This is a genomic window from Vibrio gigantis, assembly GCF_024347515.1.
GTDB lineage: Bacteria > Pseudomonadota > Gammaproteobacteria > Enterobacterales > Vibrionaceae > Vibrio > Vibrio gigantis.
In genome coordinates, this window is sequence record NZ_AP025493.1 from 674,515 (window position 1) to 699,642 (window position 25,128).

Genomic DNA, 25,128 nt, shown 5'->3' on the forward strand with positions numbered 1-25,128 from the left:
TATTCTATATAATTACTGAGCAAGTTTAAAGTACGATGCTCCAATAAAAAAGGCGACAGTATAAACTGCCGCCTTTGCGTAATTGGTTAGCCGTCAAGACTACTCCCAATCTAGGATTACTTTACCAGACATACCAGAACGCATCATATCGAAGCCTTTCTGGAAGTCGTCCACTTTGTAGTGGTGAGTAATGTTGAACAAGTAAAACGACTTAATCCAATAACACTGCCACAATTGTCTGAGTTTAGCTGTACTTAGCAGGGTAAGGATCTTTCACTTCGCTATTTTCAGCCGCTTCTGGTTGTTTCAAGTACTGCTGCCAATCCACTGCTTTCCCTGTACCAACTTGTAAGTCGTTACTATCTAACAAACACTTATCGAGTTTACTCTCGGCTTTTACTTTACGTTCCAAAAATGAAGCCAATTGGTCTTCATCAAATGAATGTTCTAAGTAGGGGAAACTAATTTTAAGCTCAGCCTGTTCACCATTTTGATATTGACGGTTCACTTTACTAAACAACCTATCCAATCGCCCCACGCGTTGCTCGTGATCACCCGGGTTGCCCGCAATGCCATAATGATGAACTTGATTGCATTGCAAGTGTAGGTTCACCCCTTCCTGAAATACTGACGTTGCAACCAGCACGTTAGGATAAAACGGTGAGTTAAAACTCAATTGCAAACTGTCTCTATTTGAGGTTTCGCCACTAGCAAAAGCCGCAGGTGACGTATGGCCTTGAAGCACACGCCAGTCGTTCGTGTAATCTTCTAGCCCTACACGAGCAATTTTTTTGCACACATCTTCAAACGTATTTAGGGCAGCTTTAAAATACCACAACAGCATTGACTGGTTTAACTTAGGCACTACATACTCAATGAAACCGATATATCGATTATGGGCATTTACGCTCTCTTGAGTGGTGCGATTAAACTTATAAAACCAACAAAATAGTTCGACCATAACTGGGCTAGCAAACATGGCGCCTTTCTTAAAGTAAGTCGCAAAGTTCTCTTTCGTAGCGGCGCTCCACTGAGCAAGTTTTTTTCTTTCAGAATCGTTAAGTAAGACAATCAAATGCTTCCAAATGGTTGGCAGCACATCTTCGGCCTGCTCTTCAGCCGTGACATTCATTTCATCAAGCTGATGCTGTTGCGCTCTCTGATACTCCGCGGCCTTTGAATATGTCGCACGCTTACGCTCACCTGAATGGTGTTCAAAATGGTAGAGATAGTCTTGGTCAACATAATCCAGCGCCGGCTCAAGAAACATTGAAAGGATATTTTCTGATGTTCTGAAGCGCAGTGCGATATTGGTACATTCTGTGTTTCGTGTCTCATCAACCGCAGACTCTAGACGCTTTTTCACTACAAACAGTTCTGTGATACGGGAGCGTAAGTGGTTTTCATCACCATCAGGTTCGTCTCGCTCTTCCTCATCATTCAGATCTAATACCTCTTCGGTATTATTGAGATAACGGTTCAGCCACGCTCTGCTCCAATGGCTTTTCTGCCATGCGTCTTGATCTTCCTCTTCTAAATTGAGGGCATCTGAAATTTGATAACCAAGCACGTTGTCATAGCGCGTATTCACCCGCTTTGTCAGCTCTCTAACCGAAGGGATTCGACGCACAAACACAAGATGTTTAATATCATCTAGCTCACTTGGCGTAAGCTTGGTTGGCACAAATTGGTCAACTAACGCTTTATATTTCGGGTGCTCTGGAAACTGATTGAAACAGTGGTAATACTCTTGACTTAGCATGTGCAACAGTTCGGTGTCTGGCGCTTTGCTAAACGCATCTTTTCCATGTTGTTCCGAACCTTGCTCAGAGTCGCTATGTTCAGAGTGACTATGCGCAGAACTATTATGTCCATAGCTATGAAAATTTGAGCTACTTTGATGATCTTGTTCGCCAAAAGACTCAAAGCCTTCTAAGTAGCCATACAAAAACTGTCTGTTTGAGGCCTTAGCTTGATGCTGTTTGACCAATTCACGTTGATACAGCCCAAAGAACAACTCTGCGTTTTGATTTTCAGAAAATGACACGGCATGTGCCACTTCCTTTCGATAATGCTGCTTCGCATAATGCGCACCATTCACACCTTGCAATAAGCGCAGACGTCTCAATCCATATTTAGTCAGCAACTCTGCCGCGTCATACGATCTTTCCGTTTCACTGTTTTGCAGTTCACTTTCTGGCGTAAAATACCTAAGGATGTTCTCGACATCTTTCACTGATGAATGAGTTGGCGTGGCTGTCATTAACAAGACTCGTTTGGCTAATGGTGCACCCGCCTCACCAAAGAATGCTTTCGCCGCCTCGACTTTTTGAGAACCACCGTCACGAGTACGTAGATAGTGCGCTTCATCAATCACCAACAGATCAAAACCTTGTTGATCAAGGTGCTCCATCACCTGCTCTTTCAATACAAGTGCATTCTCATGAGCGAGCCCCGCCTTACTGTCTGCTTCACTATCTTTGGTTAAACCACTAAGCGCATGAATGGTTGTGAAGTAGACGTTATGATCGCCCTCTTTAACTTTGGCAATCATCGCCTCAAGTTTGGATTCAGGATCGGCAACTTTTAATGGTTCAGCAGAGTTCCCATGCCAATGATCTTGTTCAAATGCCCCAAACTCCCCTTTCCACTGCGAACAAATGTTTTTGTTAGGTGCAATCACTAGCACTTTTGCATTTGGCTCCATCTGCTGTAATAAGCGAATAATACCAATGGCTTGAAAAGTTTTACCCATACCGACTTCATCGGCCAAAAGTGCTAAATGACGTTGAGCAAGCAATCGACACAAGTGAGCAACTCCCTCTGCTTGTTTCGCTGCCATTGAGCTAGCATTATCAGCTTGGTAGCGCCAATCCATCTCACCTTCGACAAACGTCATTTGTTGAGATACCACTTCTGGTGTCAATGTTGACCAATTAGATAGAGACATACTTACACTTCTCTTTGATTAGTTTGCGGTATTCACTGCTACCAATTTTACTTTGTAAACCTTGTGCACGAACGACACTGTCTGAACTTTTAAAACGTAACCCACTCAAGCGCGTCTTCAACTCACTATCACTTGATTGCTTTTTCGCCACATCAATCAATAGATTAAACTCTTGTTTCATATACCAGTTAAATACACTGGCATTGCCTTGCAGCTCACTGCGGATCTTTTCACCGATCTCCACAAGGCAGCCCGGTATAACGAAGGCATACTGTTCGATAAGCGCATTAGACTTTAGCCTGGTAATGCGCTGCTGTAGGTTATCCATAGCTTGAAACATTCGGAAGTAACTGAGCGTTGGAGACTGATCTTTCTCTGAAAGTGTGTCTGTATCTTGTTCATATAACCAGTCTTGGTCACCACCTAAGATTTCGTTTCTCAAGGATGAGTTCGCATTACTTTCAAGTGAGCGACCATCAATCAAGCTGCTAAAAATATCATCTAAAGAATCAAACTGTTCAACACGGCGCATTACGCTGTTGCGCTCGACAATGAAACCACGATGTTGTGAGCCATCGTTAAAATTCAGCTTGTAGGCATGATCCACCAACAACTCTTTAGGCTCTTCCAATAGTTGATGCTCAAAGCTCCACGTTGAATGCTCACCTTGCTCTTTGCTTGCTCGCCCTTTGTAGATAAATGGCTGAGCCAAGTCTGGCAGCTGTAATTCAAACTTAGGCCACTCACCATTAATGTCACATAGGCTTATTTCTACGTTATAACTCAACGTACGCCAGTCAAAAGCGATATTGACGTCAAGTGGCAGTAGATCTGAGACTTCTAAAGCGTGCTCTTCAAGCTCTTTGCTCAGCATGAAGTTATCTTCGGTAATACTTAACGGCTGACTAAGTACCTGTTCAAGTGGCTGTTGATTCTCAACAACAATACCTGCCTCGATATTCACCTGCCCCTCAATCTTATCTTCTAACAACACATTTGAGCCGGGTGTTGTAAAGTTCCATGAGCCAATTGCCAATTTAGAATGAGTCATCCAAACTTTGGCATGGCACAAGTCGCTTCGCTCATCTTTACCTATAGGGCTGCGATAAAACCCAACACTTCCATCAGACAATAACGGCAGCAGTGTCGAAGACCATTGAGTACGCAGCTTTTGATTCTCGACTAAATCAGGGATGATGTGCAGCTTAAGCTCATCACACTGGCTCACACTTCTTAATCGCTGAATAAACCCCGCTAGATCAGCAGGAAAATAGGGGGACCAAACCACAAGATCGTTAGTGCCATCTGTTAGGCTGCCAAACATATGGCTCAATAACGTTTGGTGCCTACCATCGCGACTGTTTTTGACAAAGGTATGCACAAAGCTCCAATCATCGGGTTTGATTTCCGCACGAAACCGGCGAGGCGTAAGAATAGTTTTGTGATCCAGTTTGTGCGCTTCAAACAAGGGCTTGAAGAAGTCTTTTATCGCTTCCGCTTGATGCTTGCACTCTACCTTTTGGAAAGTAAACACCTCTTGATTTGATGACCAACCACTCAGCGTTAGATTGGCACTTCCGCCACCTAGAATAGCGTTGCCATATATGTCCTGAAGAAAGATAACCTTTGGATGGAACAGCGAGCTTATGCTCAACTGCTTTTTACGTCCACCATTAAGCAGAGCCGGATTAACCCCATACACCTCAATCGCGGTGCGCTTAATATCACTGGCTTGATACATGCGCTGATCGGCAAACACTTTCACGTCAATATTTAGCGTTACATCCCCTTTGCTGCTTTCTTTAATTGAGCCATTTAGCTTTTGCTGCATCAATTCAAAATCGACACGACTACGAGGGTTATCCATCTGCAGCAAAGTCGACAATACATGACGCTCAAAAAAATCAACGTTGAGGTTAAAGCTGGTAAACCAAGCGTGTCGAAGCGGACCAAGTGATTGGATCTGCTTGCTAAGAGCTTCTGCAAGTTTAAATGTTTTCGTCATTGCTCTTGCCCTCCAACCCTTTAATTAAATTCTTAAATTGATCTAAGTAGTAACCATTAACCCAGGACTTATATGGCCTTTGCTCTACTGTAGGTAGATTGCGTAACTTCACATGACAGCGATACACACCTTGGCTATCGCGTTCCACCCAAGGGCTTTGGCCGCGTTGATTCATAATGGCGCGGTGGTACTTAAGCAGCTCTTCGATCAACGCCGTCATGTTCTCGGCAGACTCTGTGCTATCTAATTTTCCAAACGCGAGCAAAGCTTCATAACGTGATTTAGCTACGCCTACCTGAAACTTTTCCTTGATACCAATCTCTGCTTCCAGCTCTCGCGCAAGTTGAATAATAGAGCTGACATTACGATCTAGTTTCAAGTAGCTTTGATACACCTCTTCATCCGACTGAAACCGTTGGCTCATTAGTACAGTCAAAAGCAGTTCACACTCGGCAAGTAACGGCTCTACTCGACAAATATCGAGCATCTTTGTTTTTTCAATTACGCTTTGTTCTCGTGTAATCGCTTGTTCAATAAGTGACTGTGCCGATTCATTGTCTTGAGCGCTATTGATCACTTCATACAGTGACCCTGCCGCATTTTTATCAAGGCTGGTCGCTTTTAACCAGAACGCTTTACTCTGTTTACCTACTGTCGCAGGCGTAGCAAAGCTCTGAGCATAACCACGCTTAATGACATCAGGAATCACATTCCATTCAATTTGTGGCAGCTTGCTATTTTGCGATACCACAAAAACAAGGTGCTCAGCTAAGTTATGGACCAACTCATTTAGCCAGCGATTACTTCCAATAAAAAACTGTGCAGCGTTCCATTGTTTGGTGTTGGTTGGCAGGTGGTAGCGATACTCTTTATCAAAAAAGGCCATCTCGGTAAAAGGTGTTTTGTATCGGCCGCTTGCGCCTAATGTCAGCTGCCTTACGAGCAGTTGCCCAGTTTGTTTATTAGTGAATAGAAGGCTTGGCTCTCCTTCGGCGAGCTGCTGGCGAGCTTTGGAAGTACCCAGAATACCTTGTGTCTGCACATGAAATTGCTCGACCTCTTCTGCCTGCAACATAGAAAAGACATAGATATTCTCCATATAGATCAGGCACGCTTGTTTAAAGGATAATGTATCTGCATGCCCAAACACCCCATGTAAACGGCGGCTGAGTTCGGTTTGGCTGTCAACCACTTGCTTAATCACATAATGGTGAACCAGATTCAGGGTGTAGTTACGCACGTCATTGGAGATAGAGCTAACGCGGTTATGAAAAATATCTTGGCCTAACCGAGACCAAATCATGGTCATCCCCAGAGGGTCGGTATTCAACGATTGAGTAAGAGTATCGTCGTATGTTGTAAAGAACTGGCTGAGGTGCATAGTTATATACTTATTAAACTGACGTGAAATCAATGAACAACTTTTTTTGCTACAAGTGTCTTGGGTTACATCCATAACCAAGTGCTAAAACCTAGCGGCTTCTTTTGGTAATCCTTATCAAAAACCATACTTGCAACGCATGGAACATCATACCATAAATTCCCATTGAGAAACTGTCGTTTTATTCTACATGTTAACTATCTACGACTAGTGCTAGCGTGTTCTTGTTTTCGGAAGAGTCATAATTTCAAATATAAGGAGGGTTAATGTCGACAAAGAAGAAACAAAATAGAATACTATTAAATAGCATTTCAGATAGAGATTCATTTATTCACCAACAACACTCAAATCTGTTCCCTGAAGAATACGATTGTCTGTATGACTCAACTAGTGAGGCGAAAGCCAGGCCTCGTGGCATTAATCCCATGCGAGAAAGCTACCAAAAAGAGGTGAACCTGAGGCGTCTTAAACTGGGAGTGAAACCATACATGGGAAACGTGGGCGTGGAGAATATAGACACGTCGAATCTGATGACAAGCTTGGAATATTGTAAAAAGGTTGAGCATGAGAAGAAAGCTAACAAGTAAGAACAAAAATAAGTTCACTCAGCGCAGGCTGCAAGCCATCAAATTGGGTATTCCGACAAACCTAATGATGACAGGGCGACTTAAACTGGTGGTGGATTACTATCAGTACCTTCGAAATGCTCTTAATGCTAATGCTGACGAACAAAAATATATGGAAGTTAGCTTTGTTGAGGGGTTTAAAGAGAAACAAATATTAAGCGCAATCTTTCAAGATCTTCATCGCTGGCGTGCTAAGTCACAAAATGCTCCGAGCGAAGAGCTTAAGTGCAGCCTTATCCAGTCATTAGCTAGGCTCTTCCCTTTAATCAATTGCACTCCTGAGTTAGATATCATTAACTTAGGAACAACACTATGTGACGACATAAGGCATGCGACTGGGGACTACTCTCTCAATCGCATCGCGCACCCGCCTTATCAGCGACCATGCGATTCAGGTTGCAATGAGGATGAAATCCCCTCGGCAGAACTCAGTAAGATATGGGAGCAATTCATTCGTAAAGCAGAGAACTATGATGAGATTCGTGAGCTCCTTACATCCCCAATCAAACCAGATGTTTAAACACTTCTTCTCTGTTTAATACAACCAATTGCTGACGACCCAACGGCGTATCTTCATATTCAAGGAATACATTCAGCGCAAACAGAATGTAACGAACCAGAGCCGAGCGGCAGGCGATAACAAACTTCCCATCAGTCATATCATACTCATAACGAATCATATTTTGCTGCTCTTGAGAAAGACGTGGGTCAGGCGAAAATTCTATATCAACAATATCATGCCATTTTGCATCTTGCTCTTGTGTCTTGTCGGAGTTGCACAGTACATCCAGTTCACCTTCAAATCGGCTCAATAAAAAGTCTCTAAACTCACCATTTTTTTCGCAATATGCTCTAACGTGCCAGCGTAACGGAGTGCAAACAATTGAATGTGGGACAATCACCCTTCCCTCTGATTCCGGCTGACTCATGGAGCGATATCCAATATCCAAACGAGACTGGCTTTTTGCAGCAAGCAAAATTTTTCGTACATGCTCAGGGTTCACGTGTCGAGTAGGAATTGGCAATGAACATGCAGTCCCCCCTGTAAACTCCATTGGAGAAAAGATGTTGCTGTTAGATTCTTGGCTTGCCAGCAAGTTAAGGAATTCTTGAGCTTCTCCAGTAATGAAATGCGGCTTAAAAGAACCTGAAGGGACATAACCCTTTAGACTCTTATCGTATTCAAGATTCGTTTGCGAGATATGTTGAATGTAGAAGTTTATATCCTTAGACGCTTGCTGACGGCCAATACCAAAGCTTTCACATAGGTGGTTGGTCGTTAGCCTTCCCTCCCAGTATGCGATAAGTTCGATAAGTCTGAATCTCTGGTGTTGGTCCCACTTCACGGTAATGCCCTCTTTAACGCATAAGATGTGTCGCTTTTTACAACATATCATTTCACAAGGCCGTAATTTACCATAATTACGTACTGAAACACTGGTTTAATTGAGGATTCATTTTTGACTGAAACTGAAGCATTTGTAAATCGCGCGCAGGGGGCACTTGTTGGACTTGCTCTAGGTGATGCATTAGGCACAACGCTAGAATTTATTCCCAAACATGCTGTAAATCCGATCTCTGATATCTGTGGCGGCGGCCCATTCAACTTAGAAGCTGGTCAATGGACAGACGACACCTCAATGGCTTTATGCTTGGCCGACTCTCTACTTGAATGTAGTAAACACAATGCAAAAGATCAGGTAGAGCGCTACCTCGAATGGCGCTCAAATGGTTACAACGCGGTAAATGGTCACTGTTTTGACATTGGCTTTACCATTTCTTCAGCTCTAAATACTTACCTGAGAACAGGTGATCCAGAGTCAGGCGGCACAGAATCGAACTCTGCCGGAAACGGTAGCATCATGCGTCTTGCTCCGATCGCGATTTTTTATGCTCAGTCGAAAGGCTACGCCGAGCATGACGTTCAGCATTACAGCGCTCAAAGCTCGTTAATTACGCATAGAGAGCCTCGGTGTGTTGAAGCTTGCAAGATCCTTGGCCATTTGCTCAGCCAAGCTATGCTTGGTTTTCAAACCAAAACATCGTTGATTGAAAATCTAATAGAAGCATTTATTCAGACTAAGCCAAGCGAAGCCACACAAACTCTGCTTAACGCCATAAGCATCGCTGTTGACCCTAATACAAGTCGCGATCATATTTTCGGTCGAGGCTACGTTGTTGACTCACTTCAAGCGGCAATATGGTGCTTTCTACAGTCAGATAGCTTCGAACAAGGCGCACTATTGGCGGCAAACTTAGGCGATGATGCGGATACGACCTGTGCTGTTTATGGCCAGATCGCTGGGGCTTATTATGGATATGATAGTCTGCCTAAAAAATGGCTTTCTAAATTAGCTTGGCAGAAAAAGATCCGCGATAAGGCAACGGAACTCGCGTTATACCAACCAAACCCAGTTAAACAAAACAGCCGCTTTTATTTCAAACTAAAAAAACCAGAGCAGGTTCTTGGATTGGAGCATCTAGAACTCTCAGAAACTAAGCAAGAAAGTCTGACTTCAGAGTGCCCTACACTGGATATCACCAAACTGCGAAGCCGTGCATCGCTATTAGAACACATTCAAACGTTCTTTCGATATTCATTTGATATGCCTGAACTGGTTATCAACGAATCGATGCATCTCTATGACGAACTTGAAAAGCTCTACTATGCCAAAATTGATGGTGTTGCTGTCTCTGATGTTAGCTACGGTAAAATATTTTGCGATCGAGAGGGAAATGGCGGTGTTTCAGATCGTGGGCTTGCCCTCTACTTCGCTATATGTGAAGACCTACCCGATACGTTAGGTATTGATGGCTCTAATTCTCCATTTGAGGGATACGATTTCACTTTAGATAACTTTGAAATGGAATGGCAAACCATTGGCGACTTTATTAATGACTGCTTACGCATCACTGAGAAGCTCCAAGAGAAGTTGTAAGGCCTCTATATATTCTCAGTGTTTTTACAGCATTCACTCCTCTGCCTGCTAATTTATGAATAAAATACTGGCTATTTTTATTGCGTACGATAAAATCAACCCAAACCCAGAACGATATACCATATATGAACAAAGTATCTCAAGCTCTTGATCAACCAAATTGCAACAAGCCTTCAATTATTTCAAAACAGGCCTATTCTATTCTAATTATTACACTCGTAGTTTTAGCTTGCTCGACAATATTGGACCATGCTGCTCATGATGCAGTAAACGAATCTCTTAGCTCTGCACTCATTACTTTCGGCAGTGCATCACTACTGGACTCGGTCGTTTCAATGTTCAAGAGCTTTGAAGTGTCTGTAGGTGTTGCATCATTTGATTTAGGCCAGATGCTTAACTCGATCAGTGACATGCTGGATCTTTTCAAACACACAATGGCACTCGCTCTAGCCTCACTAAGCCTACAGAAGTTTTTACTTATCACGATGTCGAGCAAGTTGTTTAATGCGCTTGTACTTCTTTCTGGTATTGGGCTGCTAGCGACTATTTGGACGGGTAAGCTTACTCCTTTCAAAGAGAGAGCGACGAAGGTTTTCAAAACATTACTGATTGTTCGATTCGCTGTGATTGCATCGGTTTCTTTATCTCTTGCCGCCGATCACCTTTTCATCGACGAATCTGTAAAAGAGAATGAAGCACAAGCAACCGAACTTTCTCAATCAATTTCAAAGAAAGTAGAAAACATCGCTTCCATACAAACTAATGGGGAACAAGAAGACAAAGGGTTCATTGACGGCATGTCCGATAAGTGGGACTCAATGAAAGCAAATGTCATCACTCCAAAAGACATCATCGTAAACATTATGGAATCGATTGATAATGCGATGATCAAGTTTATCAACCTTATGATGTTGTTTGTCTTGAAAACCATCTTCCTCCCAATTTTGTTCTTGCTAGCATTTAAAAAGTTCGTTGTAGAGGCGTTCTAATATGAGTCGTTCAGATCCATTAGGCTCACTGATTTCTTATGGTTTAGCAGCAATACTTATTTTCGTTGTGCTTCCGGTGGTGTTGGGTATCGCGGGCATTGTTTACGTCGTAAATACCGTAACATTAGAGCTATTACCAAAAGCTGAAATTACTCGTGATCAAAAAGGCGTGTTTGTTGTCAATAGTTCAAACTATGACCAATGGCACACTTACGCAGCGGTGGGAACCTCATCGAATATGGTTGCGCGTTTAGATGGGGACTTCGTTCTTAGAACTTTTCCTGAAGTTAAAGAGACCTGTCATAACATTAAAAACTGCCAAAATTACGAATCAAAATTTGTCACGTTAGATTATAGTGACGCTGACGTTTACTTGATTAAACGCTTAGAAGATAGCGTGTTCTCTGAAGCAGTGAATACGTTGATACGTAGAATCGATAAACACCATAACGAGCTCGTCGGCAATTATGGACTATCAATGAGCTTCAGCGATGAAGACGATTTGGCAGCAGTGGAACGTCGCCTTACTCTCTTAGAGAAAGTTACGCCTGTTTCTGTCGATAAAACGAAGCCTAAGCGAAACAAAGTGGCCCATAACAACACACTGACGTTCGCAAAAAGAAACTGCCGCAACAATGCGTCTGGATGCCAAGTAAACGCGAAGCTTGATTACAGTAACGCCGTATTTGGCGGCCCAACGTTCTCTCTGTCGAGGTAATAATGTTATTCCTATTTAACTTTTCAGTGTGGACATTTTTCGGCTTCCTTTTCTATACGCAAGTCGATGGTTTTAGCCAAGTAGAACGCCTACCAAATGGTGCCATCGAGTGGACAAATTTATCTCTGACGTTCTTGCTGTTCAGCATCCCTGTTATACGTTTCGTACTAAGAAGGCTTTCAGAATGGGACTAAGGTTTAGAAAAAGATTAAAAGTTGCGCCTGGGATTACCTTTAATCTAAGTTGGTCCGAAAAGAGAGGGGTTACGACAAGCTCTACCGTGGGCGCTCCGGGTGCAAATATTAATATTGGAACCAAGAAAAATGGATCTCTTGGGGTTAAGCGTGGCACCTTGGGAATTCCAGGTAGCGGGCTGTCATATCATGAGAACCTAGATGACTCAGTGTCAAAAAGAAGCTCATCTCAAAACAACGATAACTCTGGGGTTTCAGAGAATGAAGCTAGTGTCCTATCCACGAACGAAAAAGGTGAGCTAGAAAGCTGCGATTATTCACAGGAAAATCAAACAGAACATAAATGCGATGTGACAATCCTAGATTGTTTCGCCTATAGCAAGACAATTAATTGGATAATTAACTTCATCATCTTAGGCAGTTTGTTATATCTCAATAGCTAGCAGGTTTGTATAAAATTTGACTCTACCAGAGTTAATCTTATGGATTAAATACAAAAAACGCCCCTTTCGGAGCGTTTTTATTTTTCAGCTAAAGCTTATTCCCAATCTAGGATTACTTTACCAGACATACCAGAGCGCATCATATCGAAGCCTTTCTGGAAGTCGTCCACTTTGTAGTGGTGAGTAATGATTGGTGTTAGATCTAAGCCAGACTGGATTAGTGAAGCCATCTTGTACCAAGTTTCGAACATCTCACGACCGTAGATACCTTTGATAACTAAGCCTTTAAAGATGACTTGGTTCCAGTCTACTGCCATGTCTGATGGTGGAATACCTAGTAGAGAGATCTTACCGCCGTGGTTCATGTTAGTTAGCATGCTGTTGAATGCTGATGGTACACCAGACATTTCTAGGCCTACATCGAAGCCTTCTGTCATTCCTAGATCAGCCATTACGTCTTCTAGCTTCTCTTCCATCACGTTTACAGCGCGTGTTACACCCATCTTCTTAGCAAGATCTAGTCGGTATTCGTTTACGTCAGTAATTACAACGTGACGAGCACCTACGTGCTTAGCAACCGCAGCAGCCATGATACCGATTGGACCAGCGCCAGTGATTAGCACATCTTCGCCTACTAGGTCGAAAGAAAGCGCAGTGTGTACTGCGTTACCAAACGGGTCAAAGATTGACGCTAGATCGTCAGAGATTTCTGCAGGGATCTTAAATGCGTTGAACGCAGGGATCACAAGGAACTCAGAGAAAGCACCAGTGCGGTTAACACCAACACCTGTTGTGTTACGACAAAGGTGAGTACGGCCGCCACGACAGTTACGACAGTGACCACATGTGATGTGACCTTCGCCAGATACACGATCGCCGATTTCAAAACCACGAACTTCTTGGCCGATGCCAACAACTTCACCTACGTATTCGTGACCTACAACCATAGGTACTGGAATTGTGTTTTGTGACCACTCATCCCAGTTGTAGATGTGTACGTCTGTACCACAGATGGCAGTTTTCTTAATACGAATTAGAAGATCATTATGACCCATTTCAGGTTTTTCAACCTCGGTCATCCAAATGCCTTCTTCAGGCTTAAGTTTAGAAAGTGCTTTAATTTTCATAATGTTACCTAGTTCATCTCGCCTAACTGTAAGGCGAGAATCAAAAATCTTATTGTTCTTATCTAATCATCACAGCGTTAGCGTTACGCTAACAACCTGCAATAAAATTAGATGATACCCATGTCTTTACCAACTTGGATAAACGCGTCGATTGCGCGGTCTAGTTGCTCACGAGAGTGTGCTGCAGACATTTGCGTACGGATACGAGCTTGACCTTTTGGTACTACAGGGAAAGAGAAACCTACAACGTAGATGCCTTTCTCTAGTGCGCGCTCTGCGAATTCAGCCGCTACTTTTGCATCACCAAGCATGATTGGGATGATTGCGTGGTCAGCACCACCCATAGTGAAACCAGCTTCTTCCATGCGAGTACGGAAGTGAGCAGAGTTTTCCCACAGTGTTGTACGTAGGTCACCAGATTTTGCTAAAAGATCTAGAACGCGGATAGACGCTGATACGATTGCTGGCGCAACAGAGTTAGAGAATAGGTATGGACGAGAACGCTGACGTAGCCAGTCGATCACTTCTTTCTTACCAGACGTGTAACCGCCTGAAGCGCCACCCATTGCTTTACCTAGCGTACCTGTGATGATGTCGATGCGGTCAACAACGTTGTGGAACTCGTGAGTACCAGCGCCGTTTTCACCCATGAAGCCCACAGCGTGAGAATCATCAACCATAACTAGTGCATCGTACTTGTCTGCAAGGTCACAGATAGCAGGAAGGTTTGCTACTACACCGTCCATTGAGAATACGCCGTCTGTTACGATTAGCGTGTGGCGAGCACCCGCTTCTTTAGCAGCGATAAGTTGTTGCTCTAGCTCTTCCATGTTGTTGTTCGAGTAACGGAAGCGCATTGCTTTACAAAGACGAACACCATCAATGATTGAAGCGTGGTTTAGTGCGTCAGAAATGATTGCGTCTTCTTTACCTAGAATCGTTTCGAATAAACCAGCATTAGCATCAAAACAAGATGTGTACAGGATTGTGTCTTCTTTACCTAGGAACGTAGACAGCTTTTGCTCTAGTTCTTTGTGAGAATCTTGAGTACCACAGATGAAACGTACTGAAGCCATACCAAAACCATGCTGATCCATACCATCTTTAGCTGCTTCAATTAGAGCTGGGTGGTTAGCAAGACCTAAGTAGTTGTTTGCACAGAAGTTTAGTACTTCTTCACCAGTCGAGATAGAAACCGCTGCTTTTTGTGCAGAAGTAATAATGCGCTCAGACTTGTAAAGACCTTCTTCTTTAACTTCTTCGATTTGAGTTTGAATCTGTTGGTAAAATGCAGAAGACATTGTCTCATTCCTTCCTAATTATTATTCAGCAGCATCGCGCGCCGCTTTATGTAGGGATGCAAACGATCTCAACACGATCATTTACACTGTAAAACTTATGACTATATTCTAGTTGAACATCCGCTTGCCGATTATCCCTTTAATTGGAAAAACATTAATGAATCACAGGCACGAATAATAGTTCATCCCAGTGACACAGGGCACATTAACGCCCCTCTCTTGTTCTTTTTAACGCCATATCCACCGAAAATTCCACCTGATTTCGCTTTCATATCAAATCTCAATTTTAAACCTCAAAACGATATAGTGGTGAATTACTGTTTCTCTCAGAATGTGCGGCCGTTACACAGATGCTCAAGATAAGATGAGAAACAAGCCCATGACACTATCCGACCACATCATTCAAGAAGCCTTCGAAAACGACTGGCACACCTGCTTTTATCAACCAAAAGTAGAATCGAGTGCAGAGAAAGTGACAGGCGTAGAAGCACTGTTTCGTCTGAATATTCCCGAAGAAGGTATCTTTTCACCAGGTGTGTTCATTGATCGTGCTTTCGCATTAGGTTACGAAGAAGAAATCTTTTTTAGTGTTCTTGAGCAATCTTTAACTGAAGTGAAGTCGCTATCAGCGCACTTAAACTTGGCTGTTAATATCAGCAAGAAAGTACTAGCGAACCCAGACAACGTAGAAAAAGTACGTGAGCTACTTTGGAATACCTCGTTCAAAGCAAAACAGTTAACATTCGAACTCAGTGAAGCTGATCAATGGGATGAAGAGCTCTGCGAACAGGTTAAACGCTATAAAGCACTTGGTATTAAAATCTCTATCGATGATTTCGGTGTGGGTTACTCAGACATGGATAAGGTGATGAACCTTGATGTCGATGAAGTGAAATTTGATAAGTCGATTGTAAATAGCGAAGACAGCTCTCGCTCTGCACTAATCAAGCAAACTTTGGCTTACTGCAAAGCGTCTGGAATTGAAACCGTAGCGGAAGGTGTTGAAGATGTGGATACACATCAGCGTGTCCACCAGCTTGGCTTCGATCGCTGTCAGGGTTTCCTATACTCGAAGCCACTTCCATTGACGGATCTTAGGCTGGTCATGTAATGACTCTGTTCCATTAAGGAAAGGGTTATCCTAAAACAAATTCAACGCTTTTTTTCTTCTGTTTTAGGTCATGGTAACGGATGTACTTGAAATAGATATCGTGCTTGTTTTGGATATTTTGAGAAAAGGGGTTTTTCACCACTTTTTTAATATCAGCCTTGAAGAATGGCATGCCAAGCTTACTCATGTAAGGCTCTAAATAGAGATCATAAAGAAACTGACACATAGCCGGGTCAAGAGTAGGAAAACAGAACTCAGTATCAACTAAGCTGTCCGCCATGTAATCAAAGATCTTACGACGAATGACAATACTCACGGCCCCTACGCTGCACAGCATCTTGCTGACACCGTCGTAAACCACATGCCCAATGATGACGCCCTCATAAAGAAAACACAGCACCTGCATATCTTCTCTCTTCACACCCAAATGACTCGCAACTTCGATAAAATCTTTGCCGTAAGTTTTTTGATGCATTCCTTGAATCGATTTGAGCCTTTTTGCAGGCAGTGAGCTAAGGCTATGTGATTCAACACTGGTTACCTCGTAGTCGTAACCAATATCGATACTAAACGGGCGCTCAGCGTTCTTAGTTGCCGCTTTCACCTGCACCATTTCTTCAACCGAAAAGTCATAATCAACTTGAAAGAAACTCGCAATACCAAGACAACGAACAAAACTAGGCAGTGTCTTCGCTCTTTCCCACTGGCTCACCATCACCTGATTAACACCAGAAAATGCTCGGTGAGAATGGGAAAGTAACTCAGCAAACTCTTCCTGAGAAATGGTGTTTTCTTCACGTAACCGTTTTAGTTCTTCTGGGAAATTCTCTTTATTCATCTGTCACTTACCTAGCTTTTTTATCAGTGTAGTTTACTTATCTAAGTTATTAAACGACACCGTTGATATATCCCTAATTCACGATTCAATTAATGAAACTGATTCACAAATTAAGTTAGATCACTCACAATTACTATTACGCTCATCGCTGACTCCCATGGATACTTATGGTCAACCCCAAACTCATCGCCCTACTTCCTGATCTTGCCTCGTTCATCCTAGTGGTAAACGAAGGCAGTTTTACTGCGGCAGCCAAGCAACTAGGGGTAACGCCTTCTGCACTCAGTAAGCTCATTACGCGTTTAGAGAAAGCACTGTCAGTAAAGCTATTTGAGCGAACTACTCGTACACTTATTATCACTCAGGCAGGCCAATTGGTTTACGATCAGAGCGTTGTCATGATTAACGCAGCACAGCAAGCGGTTGAATTATCGACCTCGGATCATACCGAGCCTTCTGGCTCACTTACTGTGGCCGCGCCAGAAGCGTTTTTGAACTCTGTACTTCAGCCTTTTGTGGTGCCATTTCTTAATCAGTATCCAGAGATCCAACTTAAGCTACGCGCTGCTGATGGTGATATAGACATACTACGCCAAGGCATCGATATTGCGTTTCGCCTAACCGATAAACCCGATGAGAGCTTAGTACTAAAAGAGCTTGGTAAAACCAACTTAGTGCTGTGCGCGAGCCCTGATTATTTGGGTCACAAAGGGACACCTTCCCACCCTACGGATCTTAGTCAGCATGATTGTTTGTACCTAGCAGAAACAGACAAAGACCACATTTGGGACTTTCTCAAAGACGATGAGTTTCACACCGTCTCCGTCAGTGGTCGATACGCAGTGAACCACTCTCAAATGCGACTTAAAGGTGTGAAAGAAGGTTTGGGGATTGGCATCTTCCATGACTTCGTGATTCAAGATGCGTTAGCAGAAGGCAGTGTTGTTCAAGTATTGAATGACTGGACCATCAAGAGTAACTATCACGGCGCCATCGCGATGCAGTTCGCACAAACCAAATACATGCCCGCCCGCCTTCGCGTGTTCATTGACTACGCGATGGAACACTTGGGTGACAAGTTAGCAGGGGAAATAAACTGATGCTAAAAGGAATCCACCACGCGGCAATCATCTGTTCCAATTACGAGCTATCGAAACGCTTTTACACTGAAGTTTTACAACTGGAAGTGATAGCTGAGAATTACCGAGAAGCGCGCCAGTCTTACAAACTTGATCTAGCACTGCCTAATGGTGCTCAAATAGAGTTGTTTAGCTTCCCTGATGCACCTGAAAGGCCTAGCTTTCCAGAAGCTCAAGGGTTAAGACATTTAGCCTTTTGCGTTGATGACGTTCAACAAGTAAAAAGTTATTTAGAAGGACATGGAATCGACGTCGAACCGATTCGAGTTGATGAGTTTACGGGGAAGTCATTCACGTTTTTCGCAGACCCAGACGGTCTGCCGCTAGAGCTTTATGAAATATAGAGCTTTATCAAAAATAGGCTGTATCAAAACTAAACTTTCCTGATCAGTCAACTTCCCGCCAGAATACAAAACGGACCTTCTCAGGCTGAAAAGGTCCGTTTTCAGTTCAATTAGCTCAACGCCGTTTTGAACTTCTCAACACGTGAGAAAAGTAGCCAGTCAAATATCATAGCTGTGACAATCGTTGCTCCCGCGAGAGGAAATAGCACTGAAATCACAACAACACTCACCAAACCAGCTTTCCATAGGCCAGCATCGCCAAACTTAGGTGGCGCGCCAAGCTTACGTTGACCTGATGGTCTACGCATCCACCACATCACACCGCCAGTTACTGATACCACGATGAAAGCCAAGCAGAACAAGGCGTTTAAAAGCTTGTTGATGATACTAATATCACCCTGATGCAGAGAAATACCGACCGCTAATGTCTTGGCGATAAAGTTGTAATCTTGCCAGGTCACTTCACCAAGGATACGACCTGAATATTGGTCTAGGTGCGTGGTACGATCTTGAGTTGGGTCGATGATATCGCCGCCCATGGTGTTCGCTGTCACCGTGTAGACACCGGTTTCTGAACGTGGGAAGTTTACCTTGTACTGAGTGAAGCCAAGAGCTCGTGCTTTCTCAATGACATCATCAATGGCAAAGCTACTCGCAGACATGACATGCATAGAGTGGTCATCGCCCATCTTAGAGTGATCATGAGGTTCGGACGCCTCTTCCACATGATGTACATGTTCGGCAGGTTTATCTTGGGACAACGGCAATGGTGTCTGTTCCAAGTTCCATGGAAGCTCCTCTTCCGAGCCATGGTTAAGCGATGCGTGTGTCTTATCAGACAGCGGAATATCGTCCCACATTTGAGCAGGAAAAGTGCTCCATGCTTGGACTAGCTTACCACCCCAGAAACCTGTCCACGCCAAACCAGAAAGGATAAATAGCAACAGAACAAGAGATAACGTGCCACCGATGTTCGCATGCAGATCACGCATCAGTACACGTGTCCCAGATGACACTCTCAACTTAAGAAAGCCTGCACGGCTCGCATTGTCGCGTGGCAACCATAGGTAAATTCCACTGACGAGCAACAGAATCGACAAGCTGATTGCGACTTCAATCAGATAATCACCCCAATCGCCAATCAATAACGTGCCGTGGATGTCGTTTGCCAACTGGTACAGGCTGTCGCTGCGTGGAACTTCACCGACGACTTCACCTGTATATTGATTCACAGTGGCAAAAACCGATGTGCCATCTTCCAGAGAGACTGAAAATCGGTTCGCCAAATCAGGCGCTTTGCTTGGTACAAACTGTGTCACCGAACTTTGTGGATATTGATTTTGCACTGCCGCTAACTGCTGCGAAACCTTGATCGGCTCACCGGATACTGCAATTTCAATCGCCTCTTGATGAAAAGCTAATTCGATCTCATCGTCAAACAACATCACTAAGCCAGTAATACTTAGCATCAACATAAATGGGATAACGAACAGCCCAGCATAGAAATGCCAGCGCCAGGTGAGAAAGTAGAGGGTTTTATTGCGCTCTTTGCTTTGAATATCGGTTTTCGAACTGCTTGTTGCACTGCTTGTAGACTGCGAAGTCGCTTGTGCCTTCACAGTAGTTTGAGATTCATTTCTCAACATTATTATTTCCTTTGACATGCGCAAACGAACCTTCTGAAAAATCAGAAAGTCACTAAGGCATGTTTAACTTTACTTAATACTATATTTTTTAATTATTTTAATGAGTGAGGTTTAAGCAGTAACAAAGGGAGGGCCACGTGGGGCTTGCCTCGAATAGCGTTCGCTTAGAGCCAAAAAAGCGTAGCTGTCTGAGACAATAAAACTCAGTCGAGTTGTGAGTAGTGTAGTTGGAAGTTCATCTTGGTGAAATGTGGAAAAATGGCTAAACGGACACGGCTTAGCTTTATGAGTATTCGGTTCACCCTCTTCGATTTGAACCAGTTCAAAGCCATTGACCGTACACAACGACGCCCATACTCCCGCACTGTTACCATGAGCATTGATAACAGGCATTAATGTCACTAAAGCCCAGCTTAACGCAGTGGCAAGTAACATAGAGAGGTTGAACGAGGTTCGGCGCATTATTCCAAATCTTTATAAATTCCCCTTATTATGAGGCACTTGTTATATAGGTAAACGTAAAGATTAACATCAGGTTAAAAAGTTGAAGCCAACGCACACTCTTTTTAGTTAAAAACTGGTTACGCGAATAGAACATACCCCATATTATTCATGTACGTGCACAGCTCCCGGTTAGAAAGCCACCAATAAAAAACGCCGCCTACATTTTCCAATAAAGGTAAATATAGGCGGCGTTTTAGAAATCGAATCTTGAGGTTTGGGCTTTGTTAACTATCTAACAAGCATATGCTCTTGATTAACCCATTAACCGAAGATCTTGCTCCAGATACTTGGGTTACGCTTCTCGTGGTACTCTTCACGAAGGCCGTCAATAGTACGAAGTTCTTGTTGTGCTGACTCTAAGTCGCCTTGGTCTAGCTTCTGTTCAATGCTATCCAGTGATGCACTGATCTTTTTGAAGCCTTCCATGAAGTTGTCTTCTTTCTCTACTGGGTACACACCCGTTTTCAGCTCTGCCACTAGCGTATCTAAACGAACGATAGGCTTTTGCATCTCTTCAATGCTTTGAGCTTCTGCCGCTTGTTTAAATGCAAGCTTCATTTCTTGCATGTTTTTCTTAAGGTCAACGTTAGCAAATGCGTTGCCAGACATTACTGCAGCAGCGATTAAGCCAGATAAAAGGATTGAGCGAGTTTTCATTGTTTCTCCAAGTGAAACTGTGACTTTGAAGATAGCGCCATCATTACTGCAGCGCTTCGACTTTATTATTTTCCGGCTAGTGTATACAAAAATCCGTCAGGCACAAAAATTGATTGTGTCGAAATGCAAACCCGCCGACATTCTCTTAAACAAGCGCTGAGTATTCTGGTATTTCATTACGACCACGTAACGCCAGAAACGACAAGAATTGCTTCGGTGAATGAGTAATCACCTTATTCGAGTCAATGCCAACCTCATCAAGCAGTGCAGCCACAAGATCCAAACCACCAACATCATTACAAAAATGAGCATCACTACCCGAAGTGATAAATGCTCCTTTTGTTTTTGCTATTCTCGCGATCTCGTAACAGCGATCAACACTGCCTACGCGGCTATTGCCTTTCAGTGTCGTGTTATTTATCTCGATGGCGACGTCGTGCTCTACCGCACATTGAATGACCGCTTCGAAGTCAAAATCAAAATTAGGATTGCCCAAATGGCCAAGTGCATCGACTCGACCACCTTTAATAACATTCAAGAGAGCCTCAGTGTGAGCTGCTAAATCTGACGGGCGGAAAACCGGCTCATGAAAGCTTGCAATCACCCAATCTAAGTTCTTATCAACACTTGGGTGTATATCGATTTCACCTTGAGTATTCATTATGTTTGATTCAACGCCGCGAATAATCGCAACGCCTTCGATAAAACGAGGAAGTACACGCTGATTGCTAAAAAACCAGTAGTGTGGCGCGCCCGGCATTGACTCTGAATGGTCAGTGGTACAGAACATAGCAAGGCCGTTTTGTTTTGCCGATTTAGCGTTTTCAATCAATGTACTGTAGGCATGGCCACTGGCGTATGTATGGGTGTGAGTGTCTACTTTGAGTTCCATGAATCAATACCCTCTTCGCTTGGTCTAAAACGTTTTTCAGAAAGGTACCCCTGCACCTTTTTCTGAAAAGAAATGCCTAGTGGCAACAATTCGACCAGTTTATCAGCTGAAAGTAACAATTAGCACCCAAACATAAAGGTTTATTGCTGGTTCACTTACACGATACAAAAATACGTGACTAACCTGAACCACCCAACTCTTAGTCTTATTTTAGTAGAGCTGCACAAACTCGGTAATTGCGCCAATTTTTTGCAACCTACCCAAGTTCGTCAATACTTAAACCAGTTCACACGCTGGAGTGTTAGATGAGACGAAGACGTTATCCGCTGAGTATCCACATCACTAGCCTTTTCCTAATTTTGACAACATTTGTCGGTACAGTATTGATATCAATAAGCTATCGGCATTCTCAAGAGTTGCTTTTGGGTACGGTACGTGAGGTAAGCAATGAGCACCGTGACAAGCTAGAATCGGTATTTAAACAAGCCATTGCCCCTGTTATCACAACTTTAAATGTGATGGCGGTGAGCCCGTTTGTTACTCAGCAGGGATCTTCCATCGAAAAGGAGTCTTGGCTAGCGTCGGTTGATATCATCTTCAAGCAGAATACCAATTTGGTCGCGCTGTTCTACGGCTCGGAAGATGGCGACTTCAGGATCTTTCGCCCCTTAAGCACTAACAAACAGAGGGCCGAAAACAATGCCCCTGCCAAAGCGACCATGATGGTCAGCAGTACTAATTTGGATGGTGAGAACTTTATTACCTACCTCGATGGTGCACATCAGGTCATCAGTACTGCTCAAAGCGAGAGCAAATTTAATCCAACGACTCGTACTTGGTATCGTAATGCCAAGCCGGATGGATCCATTCACCTTTCTGAGCCCTATCTTTTTTATTTTATGAAAACCAACGGCATTACGCTTTCTAGGCGTTCGGCCGATGGCAAGCATGTGGTGGGCGCTGACTTCACGCTGAGTTCACTCTCTTCTCAGATCAGTGAACTGGCATATTCCCCACAAACCAGACTGGCTCTATTTGATGAACACTTTAATCTTCTTGGCCAGCATCAACTTGATTTAACCACCTCTAACCTCACACTCGAAGCCAACAACGCCAATATCAATAATGGGCAAAGTACAAACAAACTCTCTGGTAGCGAGCAGGAACAAAGCTTCTTTAACATCCCCAAACGAGATCAAATGGAAGCGTTAAAATCATCCGTTTTGGGTCCGCTGATATCGGATGAAGAGAAATTTAACCTCAATCTAAAAAACGTGGAGTACAACCTGAACACATGGGCACTGACCTTAACTCCGGTTGAGCTCACCCAAAACGTGACCCTCTATTTGGCGGAAGCGACACCACACAATGAACTGCTTTCTGATCTTATTTCTATGCGTGACAAACAAGTCGCCGTCGCAATTGGGATGTTGTTTATCTGTTTTGGCATCGTGTGGCTGGTTGCTAATCGCCTATCCCAGCCGCTCAATACGTTGATGCAGCTTACAGATAACATCGCACGCTTTGATTTCCGTCGTACCCATTATCCAAAGAGCATGATTAAAGAGGTTGCGAACCTTGCTCACTCCATTGAACTGATGGAGCACACGCTTCACGACCTCATCAACTTACTTCGAGACACCGCAGGAAATCAGGAGTTTTCGATACTAGCCAAGAACATCGCCCATCAAAGCTATTTGATAACCAAAGCCGAAACCATTGTGCTGTTTACTCAATCAGAAGAAAAAGATGTATTTAATACAGCCGCTAACCTCGCGATTATTCCTTTTAAAGCTGACATCAATGACTTCATCAAACATACACCTTGGTTGCTGTGTCAGCTTAAGTCAGGTGAAACGATCCACTTAAACCGAGAAGATAATGTGCTCAACTATTATCAAGACTCAATCTTTAATTCAGACCTGTACCTTTTTCCTCTCTTGAACCGTGAAAAGCTCTTAGTGGGTATTGTGGCCATTGGCTATGAAAGGCCGATTACCAAGATGCAGGCTGATAAGCACGCCTTTTTACGAGAGCTGCTCAGCTTTGCTGAAATAGCGAAAGACAATATTGACCAAATGCAGCAACAGAAAGACATGCTTAATGCCTTTATCGAGTTAATTGCATCGGCGATCGATACTAAATCACCTTACACAGGTGGGCATTGCCAACGAGTACCTGAACTCACCAAATGGCTAACTCAAGCGACTATTGATGATGACCGCTATTATCCGCAGTTCTCACTCAATAGTAAGCAGTGGGAAGAGTTGATGCTCGCCGCTTGGCTTCACGATTGCGGCAAGGTCACCACGCCAGAATATGTAGTAGATAAAGCAACAAAATTAGAAACGATTTACGACCGAATCCACGAAATTCGCATGCGATTTGAATTGCTAAAACAACAAGCGGAAACCGACTATTGGAAGGCGATGGCGAACGGTGGACTTCAAGAGGAGCAGCTTAAAATACTCGAACAAAGCCTGTCCGAGCTGGATGAAGAGTTTGCCTTCGTTGCTGAGTGCAATCTCGGCGGCGAGTCCATGACAGAGGAGCAACTAGAACGCTTAGACCAAATAGCCAAACGCCAATGGAAACGGACACTGGATGATCAACTGGGGCTATCTTGGTCTGAGAAAGAGAGGTTCAACACCCAAAAAGATACTGTTGATAAAGATAAAACTGAGCCAACAAGTCCGGAGACGATTTTGCCGGTAATGGAGCCACTACTTGCTGACAAACCAGAACATAAAATACCGTGGGATAATGGCTTTAACCCGGCAGATGTATGGCAAGAAGCATTTGTACTCAAGCCCGGCGAAGTAAAATACAACCAAGGTGAGTTATACAATTTGAAAGTACGTCGTGGCACCTTAAACGATGAAGAACGTTTCATGATCAACGATCATATCATTCAAACTTTCACCATGCTCAACAAGCTCCCTTACCCGTCTTATCTCAAGAACATTCCCGATATTGCGAGCGGACATCACGAGCGTATTGATGGTAAAGGCTACCCAAGAGGCTTAAATGAAGACCAATTGCCTCTGCCTTCTAGAGCAATGGCGATAGCTGATGTCTTTGAAGCGCTTACCTCCAGTGACCGCCCTTATAAGAAAGGCAAACTCTTAAGCGAATCACTCAATATCATGACCGACATGGCCACTAGCGGTCATATCGATCCCAAACTCTATTTATTGTTTCTAGAAAACAAGATCTACGACAAATACGCCGAGCGATTCCTTGAGCCAAACCAACGATGCGAGGTTGATGAAACGAAACACATCGAAAAAGTAAAAGAGTACATCCGCTCACTCTTTTAAACGG

21 protein-coding genes are annotated in these 25,128 nt (G+C 43.5%); 10 read left to right on the top strand and 11 right to left on the bottom strand.

Going from position 1 to position 25,128, the window contains the following annotated elements; translation table 11 throughout:
• Positions 1-244 precede the first annotated feature (244 nt).
• The 3 genes from OCV56_RS19115 to OCV56_RS19125 are packed head-to-tail and all read right to left on the bottom strand — an operon-like array spanning position 245 to position 6,336.
• Positions 245-2,950 carry a DEAD/DEAH box helicase gene (locus OCV56_RS19115; RefSeq protein WP_150330738.1) on the bottom strand — a complete coding sequence of 902 codons (2,706 nt, stop codon included), beginning with the start codon at positions 2,948-2,950 and terminating at the stop codon, positions 245-247.
• Positions 2,937-4,955, bottom strand: a complete 2,019-nt coding sequence (locus OCV56_RS19120; RefSeq protein WP_086712655.1) for a hypothetical protein — start codon at positions 4,953-4,955, stop codon at positions 2,937-2,939. Before OCV56_RS19120 ends, OCV56_RS19115 begins: the two co-directional genes overlap by 14 nt.
• Positions 4,939-6,336 (bottom strand): hypothetical protein, encoded by a 1,398-nt coding sequence (locus OCV56_RS19125; RefSeq protein ID WP_086712654.1) that lies wholly within the window; start codon positions 6,334-6,336, stop codon positions 4,939-4,941. Before OCV56_RS19125 ends, OCV56_RS19120 begins: the two co-directional genes overlap by 17 nt.
• 266 nt (positions 6,337-6,602) lie before the next feature.
• Between OCV56_RS19125 and OCV56_RS19130 the strand changes: the two genes are divergently transcribed.
• Together OCV56_RS19130 and OCV56_RS19135 are read left to right on the top strand one after the other, a co-directional pair.
• Positions 6,603-6,923: a hypothetical protein gene (locus OCV56_RS19130; RefSeq protein ID WP_086712653.1), complete on the top strand. Its 321-nt coding sequence runs from the start codon at positions 6,603-6,605 to the stop codon at positions 6,921-6,923.
• A complete protein-coding gene (locus tag OCV56_RS19135) occupies positions 6,901-7,482 on the top strand; it encodes a hypothetical protein (RefSeq protein WP_086712652.1) in 582 nt (193 codons plus the stop codon). Before OCV56_RS19130 ends, OCV56_RS19135 begins: the two co-directional genes overlap by 23 nt.
• Here the strand turns inward: OCV56_RS19135 and OCV56_RS19140 are convergent.
• Positions 7,466-8,308: a WYL domain-containing protein gene (locus OCV56_RS19140; RefSeq protein WP_158094618.1), complete on the bottom strand. Its 843-nt coding sequence runs from the start codon at positions 8,306-8,308 to the stop codon at positions 7,466-7,468. The two genes, OCV56_RS19135 and OCV56_RS19140, sit on opposite strands and share 17 nt — an antisense overlap.
• Before the next feature lie 114 nt (positions 8,309-8,422).
• Between OCV56_RS19140 and OCV56_RS19145 the strand changes: the two genes are divergently transcribed.
• The 4 genes from OCV56_RS19145 to OCV56_RS19160 all read left to right on the top strand — a co-directional run bounded on the left by OCV56_RS19145 (position 8,423) and on the right by OCV56_RS19160 (position 12,245).
• On the top strand, positions 8,423-9,901 hold the full coding sequence (locus OCV56_RS19145; protein ID WP_086712650.1) for an ADP-ribosylglycohydrolase family protein: 1,479 nt from the start codon (positions 8,423-8,425) through the stop codon (positions 9,899-9,901).
• 125 nt (positions 9,902-10,026) lie between these two features.
• Positions 10,027-10,890, top strand: a complete 864-nt coding sequence (locus tag OCV56_RS19150) for a hypothetical protein (protein ID WP_086712649.1) — start codon at positions 10,027-10,029, stop codon at positions 10,888-10,890.
• 1 nt (position 10,891) lies between these two features.
• The gene (locus OCV56_RS19155) at positions 10,892-11,608 is read left to right on the top strand and encodes a hypothetical protein (RefSeq protein WP_086712648.1); all 717 of its coding nucleotides are present in this window, start codon (positions 10,892-10,894) and stop codon (positions 11,606-11,608) included.
• Between the two features lie 109 nt (positions 11,609-11,717).
• A complete protein-coding gene (locus OCV56_RS19160; protein WP_228761191.1) occupies positions 11,718-12,245 on the top strand; it encodes a DUF4236 domain-containing protein in 528 nt (175 codons plus the stop codon).
• A gap of 95 nt (positions 12,246-12,340) precedes the next feature.
• Here the strand turns inward: OCV56_RS19160 and tdh are convergent, their stop codons facing one another.
• Positions 12,341-13,372, bottom strand: coding sequence for an L-threonine 3-dehydrogenase (gene tdh, locus OCV56_RS19165; protein WP_048657758.1), 1,032 nt, complete (start codon positions 13,370-13,372; stop codon positions 12,341-12,343).
• A 107-nt stretch (positions 13,373-13,479) separates the two neighbouring features.
• Positions 13,480-14,673, bottom strand: a complete 1,194-nt coding sequence (locus tag OCV56_RS19170) for a glycine C-acetyltransferase (RefSeq protein WP_086712647.1) — start codon at positions 14,671-14,673, stop codon at positions 13,480-13,482.
• A 379-nt stretch (positions 14,674-15,052) separates the two neighbouring features.
• Between OCV56_RS19170 and OCV56_RS19175 the strand changes: the two genes are divergently transcribed.
• Positions 15,053-15,784: an EAL domain-containing protein gene (locus OCV56_RS19175; protein WP_086712766.1), complete on the top strand. Its 732-nt coding sequence runs from the start codon at positions 15,053-15,055 to the stop codon at positions 15,782-15,784.
• Between the two features lie 25 nt (positions 15,785-15,809).
• On the opposite strand, the gene OCV56_RS19180 is transcribed toward OCV56_RS19175, so the two are convergent.
• Complete coding sequence (locus OCV56_RS19180; protein WP_086712646.1) at positions 15,810-16,622, bottom strand: helix-turn-helix transcriptional regulator; 813 nt, start codon at positions 16,620-16,622, stop codon at positions 15,810-15,812.
• A gap of 167 nt (positions 16,623-16,789) precedes the next feature.
• Here OCV56_RS19180 and OCV56_RS19185 point away from each other — a divergent pair, with 167 nt between their 5' ends.
• Both OCV56_RS19185 and gloA2 read left to right on the top strand, forming a co-directional pair.
• The gene (locus tag OCV56_RS19185) at positions 16,790-17,722 is read left to right on the top strand and encodes a LysR family transcriptional regulator (protein ID WP_004742441.1); all 933 of its coding nucleotides are present in this window, start codon (positions 16,790-16,792) and stop codon (positions 17,720-17,722) included.
• Positions 17,722-18,105, top strand: coding sequence for an SMU1112c/YaeR family gloxylase I-like metalloprotein (gloA2, locus tag OCV56_RS19190; protein WP_086712645.1), 384 nt, complete (start codon positions 17,722-17,724; stop codon positions 18,103-18,105). The genes OCV56_RS19185 and gloA2 overlap by 1 nt, the downstream gene beginning before the upstream one ends.
• A gap of 110 nt (positions 18,106-18,215) precedes the next feature.
• Here gloA2 and OCV56_RS19195 read toward each other — a convergent pair whose 3' ends face one another.
• The 4 genes from OCV56_RS19195 to OCV56_RS19210 form a co-directional block, all read right to left on the bottom strand.
• The gene (locus OCV56_RS19195) at positions 18,216-19,751 is read right to left on the bottom strand and encodes a PepSY-associated TM helix domain-containing protein (RefSeq protein ID WP_086712644.1); all 1,536 of its coding nucleotides are present in this window, start codon (positions 19,749-19,751) and stop codon (positions 18,216-18,218) included.
• Positions 19,752-19,862: 111 nt separating this feature from the next.
• Positions 19,863-20,213: a hypothetical protein gene (locus OCV56_RS19200; protein ID WP_086712643.1), complete on the bottom strand. Its 351-nt coding sequence runs from the start codon at positions 20,211-20,213 to the stop codon at positions 19,863-19,865.
• Between the two features lie 303 nt (positions 20,214-20,516).
• The gene (locus OCV56_RS19205; protein WP_086712642.1) at positions 20,517-20,912 is read right to left on the bottom strand and encodes a cytochrome b562; all 396 of its coding nucleotides are present in this window, start codon (positions 20,910-20,912) and stop codon (positions 20,517-20,519) included.
• A gap of 145 nt (positions 20,913-21,057) precedes the next feature.
• Positions 21,058-21,804, bottom strand: coding sequence for a phosphatase (locus tag OCV56_RS19210; protein ID WP_086712641.1), 747 nt, complete (start codon positions 21,802-21,804; stop codon positions 21,058-21,060).
• Positions 21,805-22,109: 305 nt separating this feature from the next.
• Between OCV56_RS19210 and OCV56_RS19215 the strand changes: the two genes are divergently transcribed.
• Positions 22,110-25,124, top strand: a complete 3,015-nt coding sequence (locus OCV56_RS19215) for an HD domain-containing phosphohydrolase (protein ID WP_150330739.1) — start codon at positions 22,110-22,112, stop codon at positions 25,122-25,124.
• Positions 25,125-25,128: the final 4 nt, after the last annotated feature.

Coding starts and splice junctions, on each gene's coding strand:
- OCV56_RS19125 (WP_086712654.1), bottom strand. CDS start 6,336: ATGCACCTCAGCCAGTTCTTTACAACATACGACGATACTCTTACTCAA.
- OCV56_RS19215 (WP_150330739.1), top strand. CDS start 22,110: ATGAGACGAAGACGTTATCCGCTGAGTATCCACATCACTAGCCTTTTC.
- OCV56_RS19170 (WP_086712647.1), bottom strand. CDS start 14,673: ATGTCTTCTGCATTTTACCAACAGATTCAAACTCAAATCGAAGAAGTT.
- OCV56_RS19200 (WP_086712643.1), bottom strand. CDS start 20,213: ATGCGCCGAACCTCGTTCAACCTCTCTATGTTACTTGCCACTGCGTTA.
- OCV56_RS19195 (WP_086712644.1), bottom strand. CDS start 19,751: ATGTTGAGAAATGAATCTCAAACTACTGTGAAGGCACAAGCGACTTCG.
- tdh (WP_048657758.1), bottom strand. CDS start 13,372: ATGAAAATTAAAGCACTTTCTAAACTTAAGCCTGAAGAAGGCATTTGG.
- OCV56_RS19115 (WP_150330738.1), bottom strand. CDS start 2,950: ATGTCTCTATCTAATTGGTCAACATTGACACCAGAAGTGGTATCTCAA.
- OCV56_RS19185 (WP_004742441.1), top strand. CDS start 16,790: ATGGTCAACCCCAAACTCATCGCCCTACTTCCTGATCTTGCCTCGTTC.
- OCV56_RS19205 (WP_086712642.1), bottom strand. CDS start 20,912: ATGAAAACTCGCTCAATCCTTTTATCTGGCTTAATCGCTGCTGCAGTA.
- OCV56_RS19120 (WP_086712655.1), bottom strand. CDS start 4,955: ATGACGAAAACATTTAAACTTGCAGAAGCTCTTAGCAAGCAGATCCAA.
- OCV56_RS19155 (WP_086712648.1), top strand. CDS start 10,892: ATGAGTCGTTCAGATCCATTAGGCTCACTGATTTCTTATGGTTTAGCA.
- OCV56_RS19150 (WP_086712649.1), top strand. CDS start 10,027: ATGAACAAAGTATCTCAAGCTCTTGATCAACCAAATTGCAACAAGCCT.
- OCV56_RS19135 (WP_086712652.1), top strand. CDS start 6,901: ATGAGAAGAAAGCTAACAAGTAAGAACAAAAATAAGTTCACTCAGCGC.
- OCV56_RS19180 (WP_086712646.1), bottom strand. CDS start 16,622: ATGAATAAAGAGAATTTCCCAGAAGAACTAAAACGGTTACGTGAAGAA.
- OCV56_RS19175 (WP_086712766.1), top strand. CDS start 15,053: ATGACACTATCCGACCACATCATTCAAGAAGCCTTCGAAAACGACTGG.
- OCV56_RS19210 (WP_086712641.1), bottom strand. CDS start 21,804: ATGGAACTCAAAGTAGACACTCACACCCATACATACGCCAGTGGCCAT.
- gloA2 (WP_086712645.1), top strand. CDS start 17,722: ATGCTAAAAGGAATCCACCACGCGGCAATCATCTGTTCCAATTACGAG.
- OCV56_RS19130 (WP_086712653.1), top strand. CDS start 6,603: ATGTCGACAAAGAAGAAACAAAATAGAATACTATTAAATAGCATTTCA.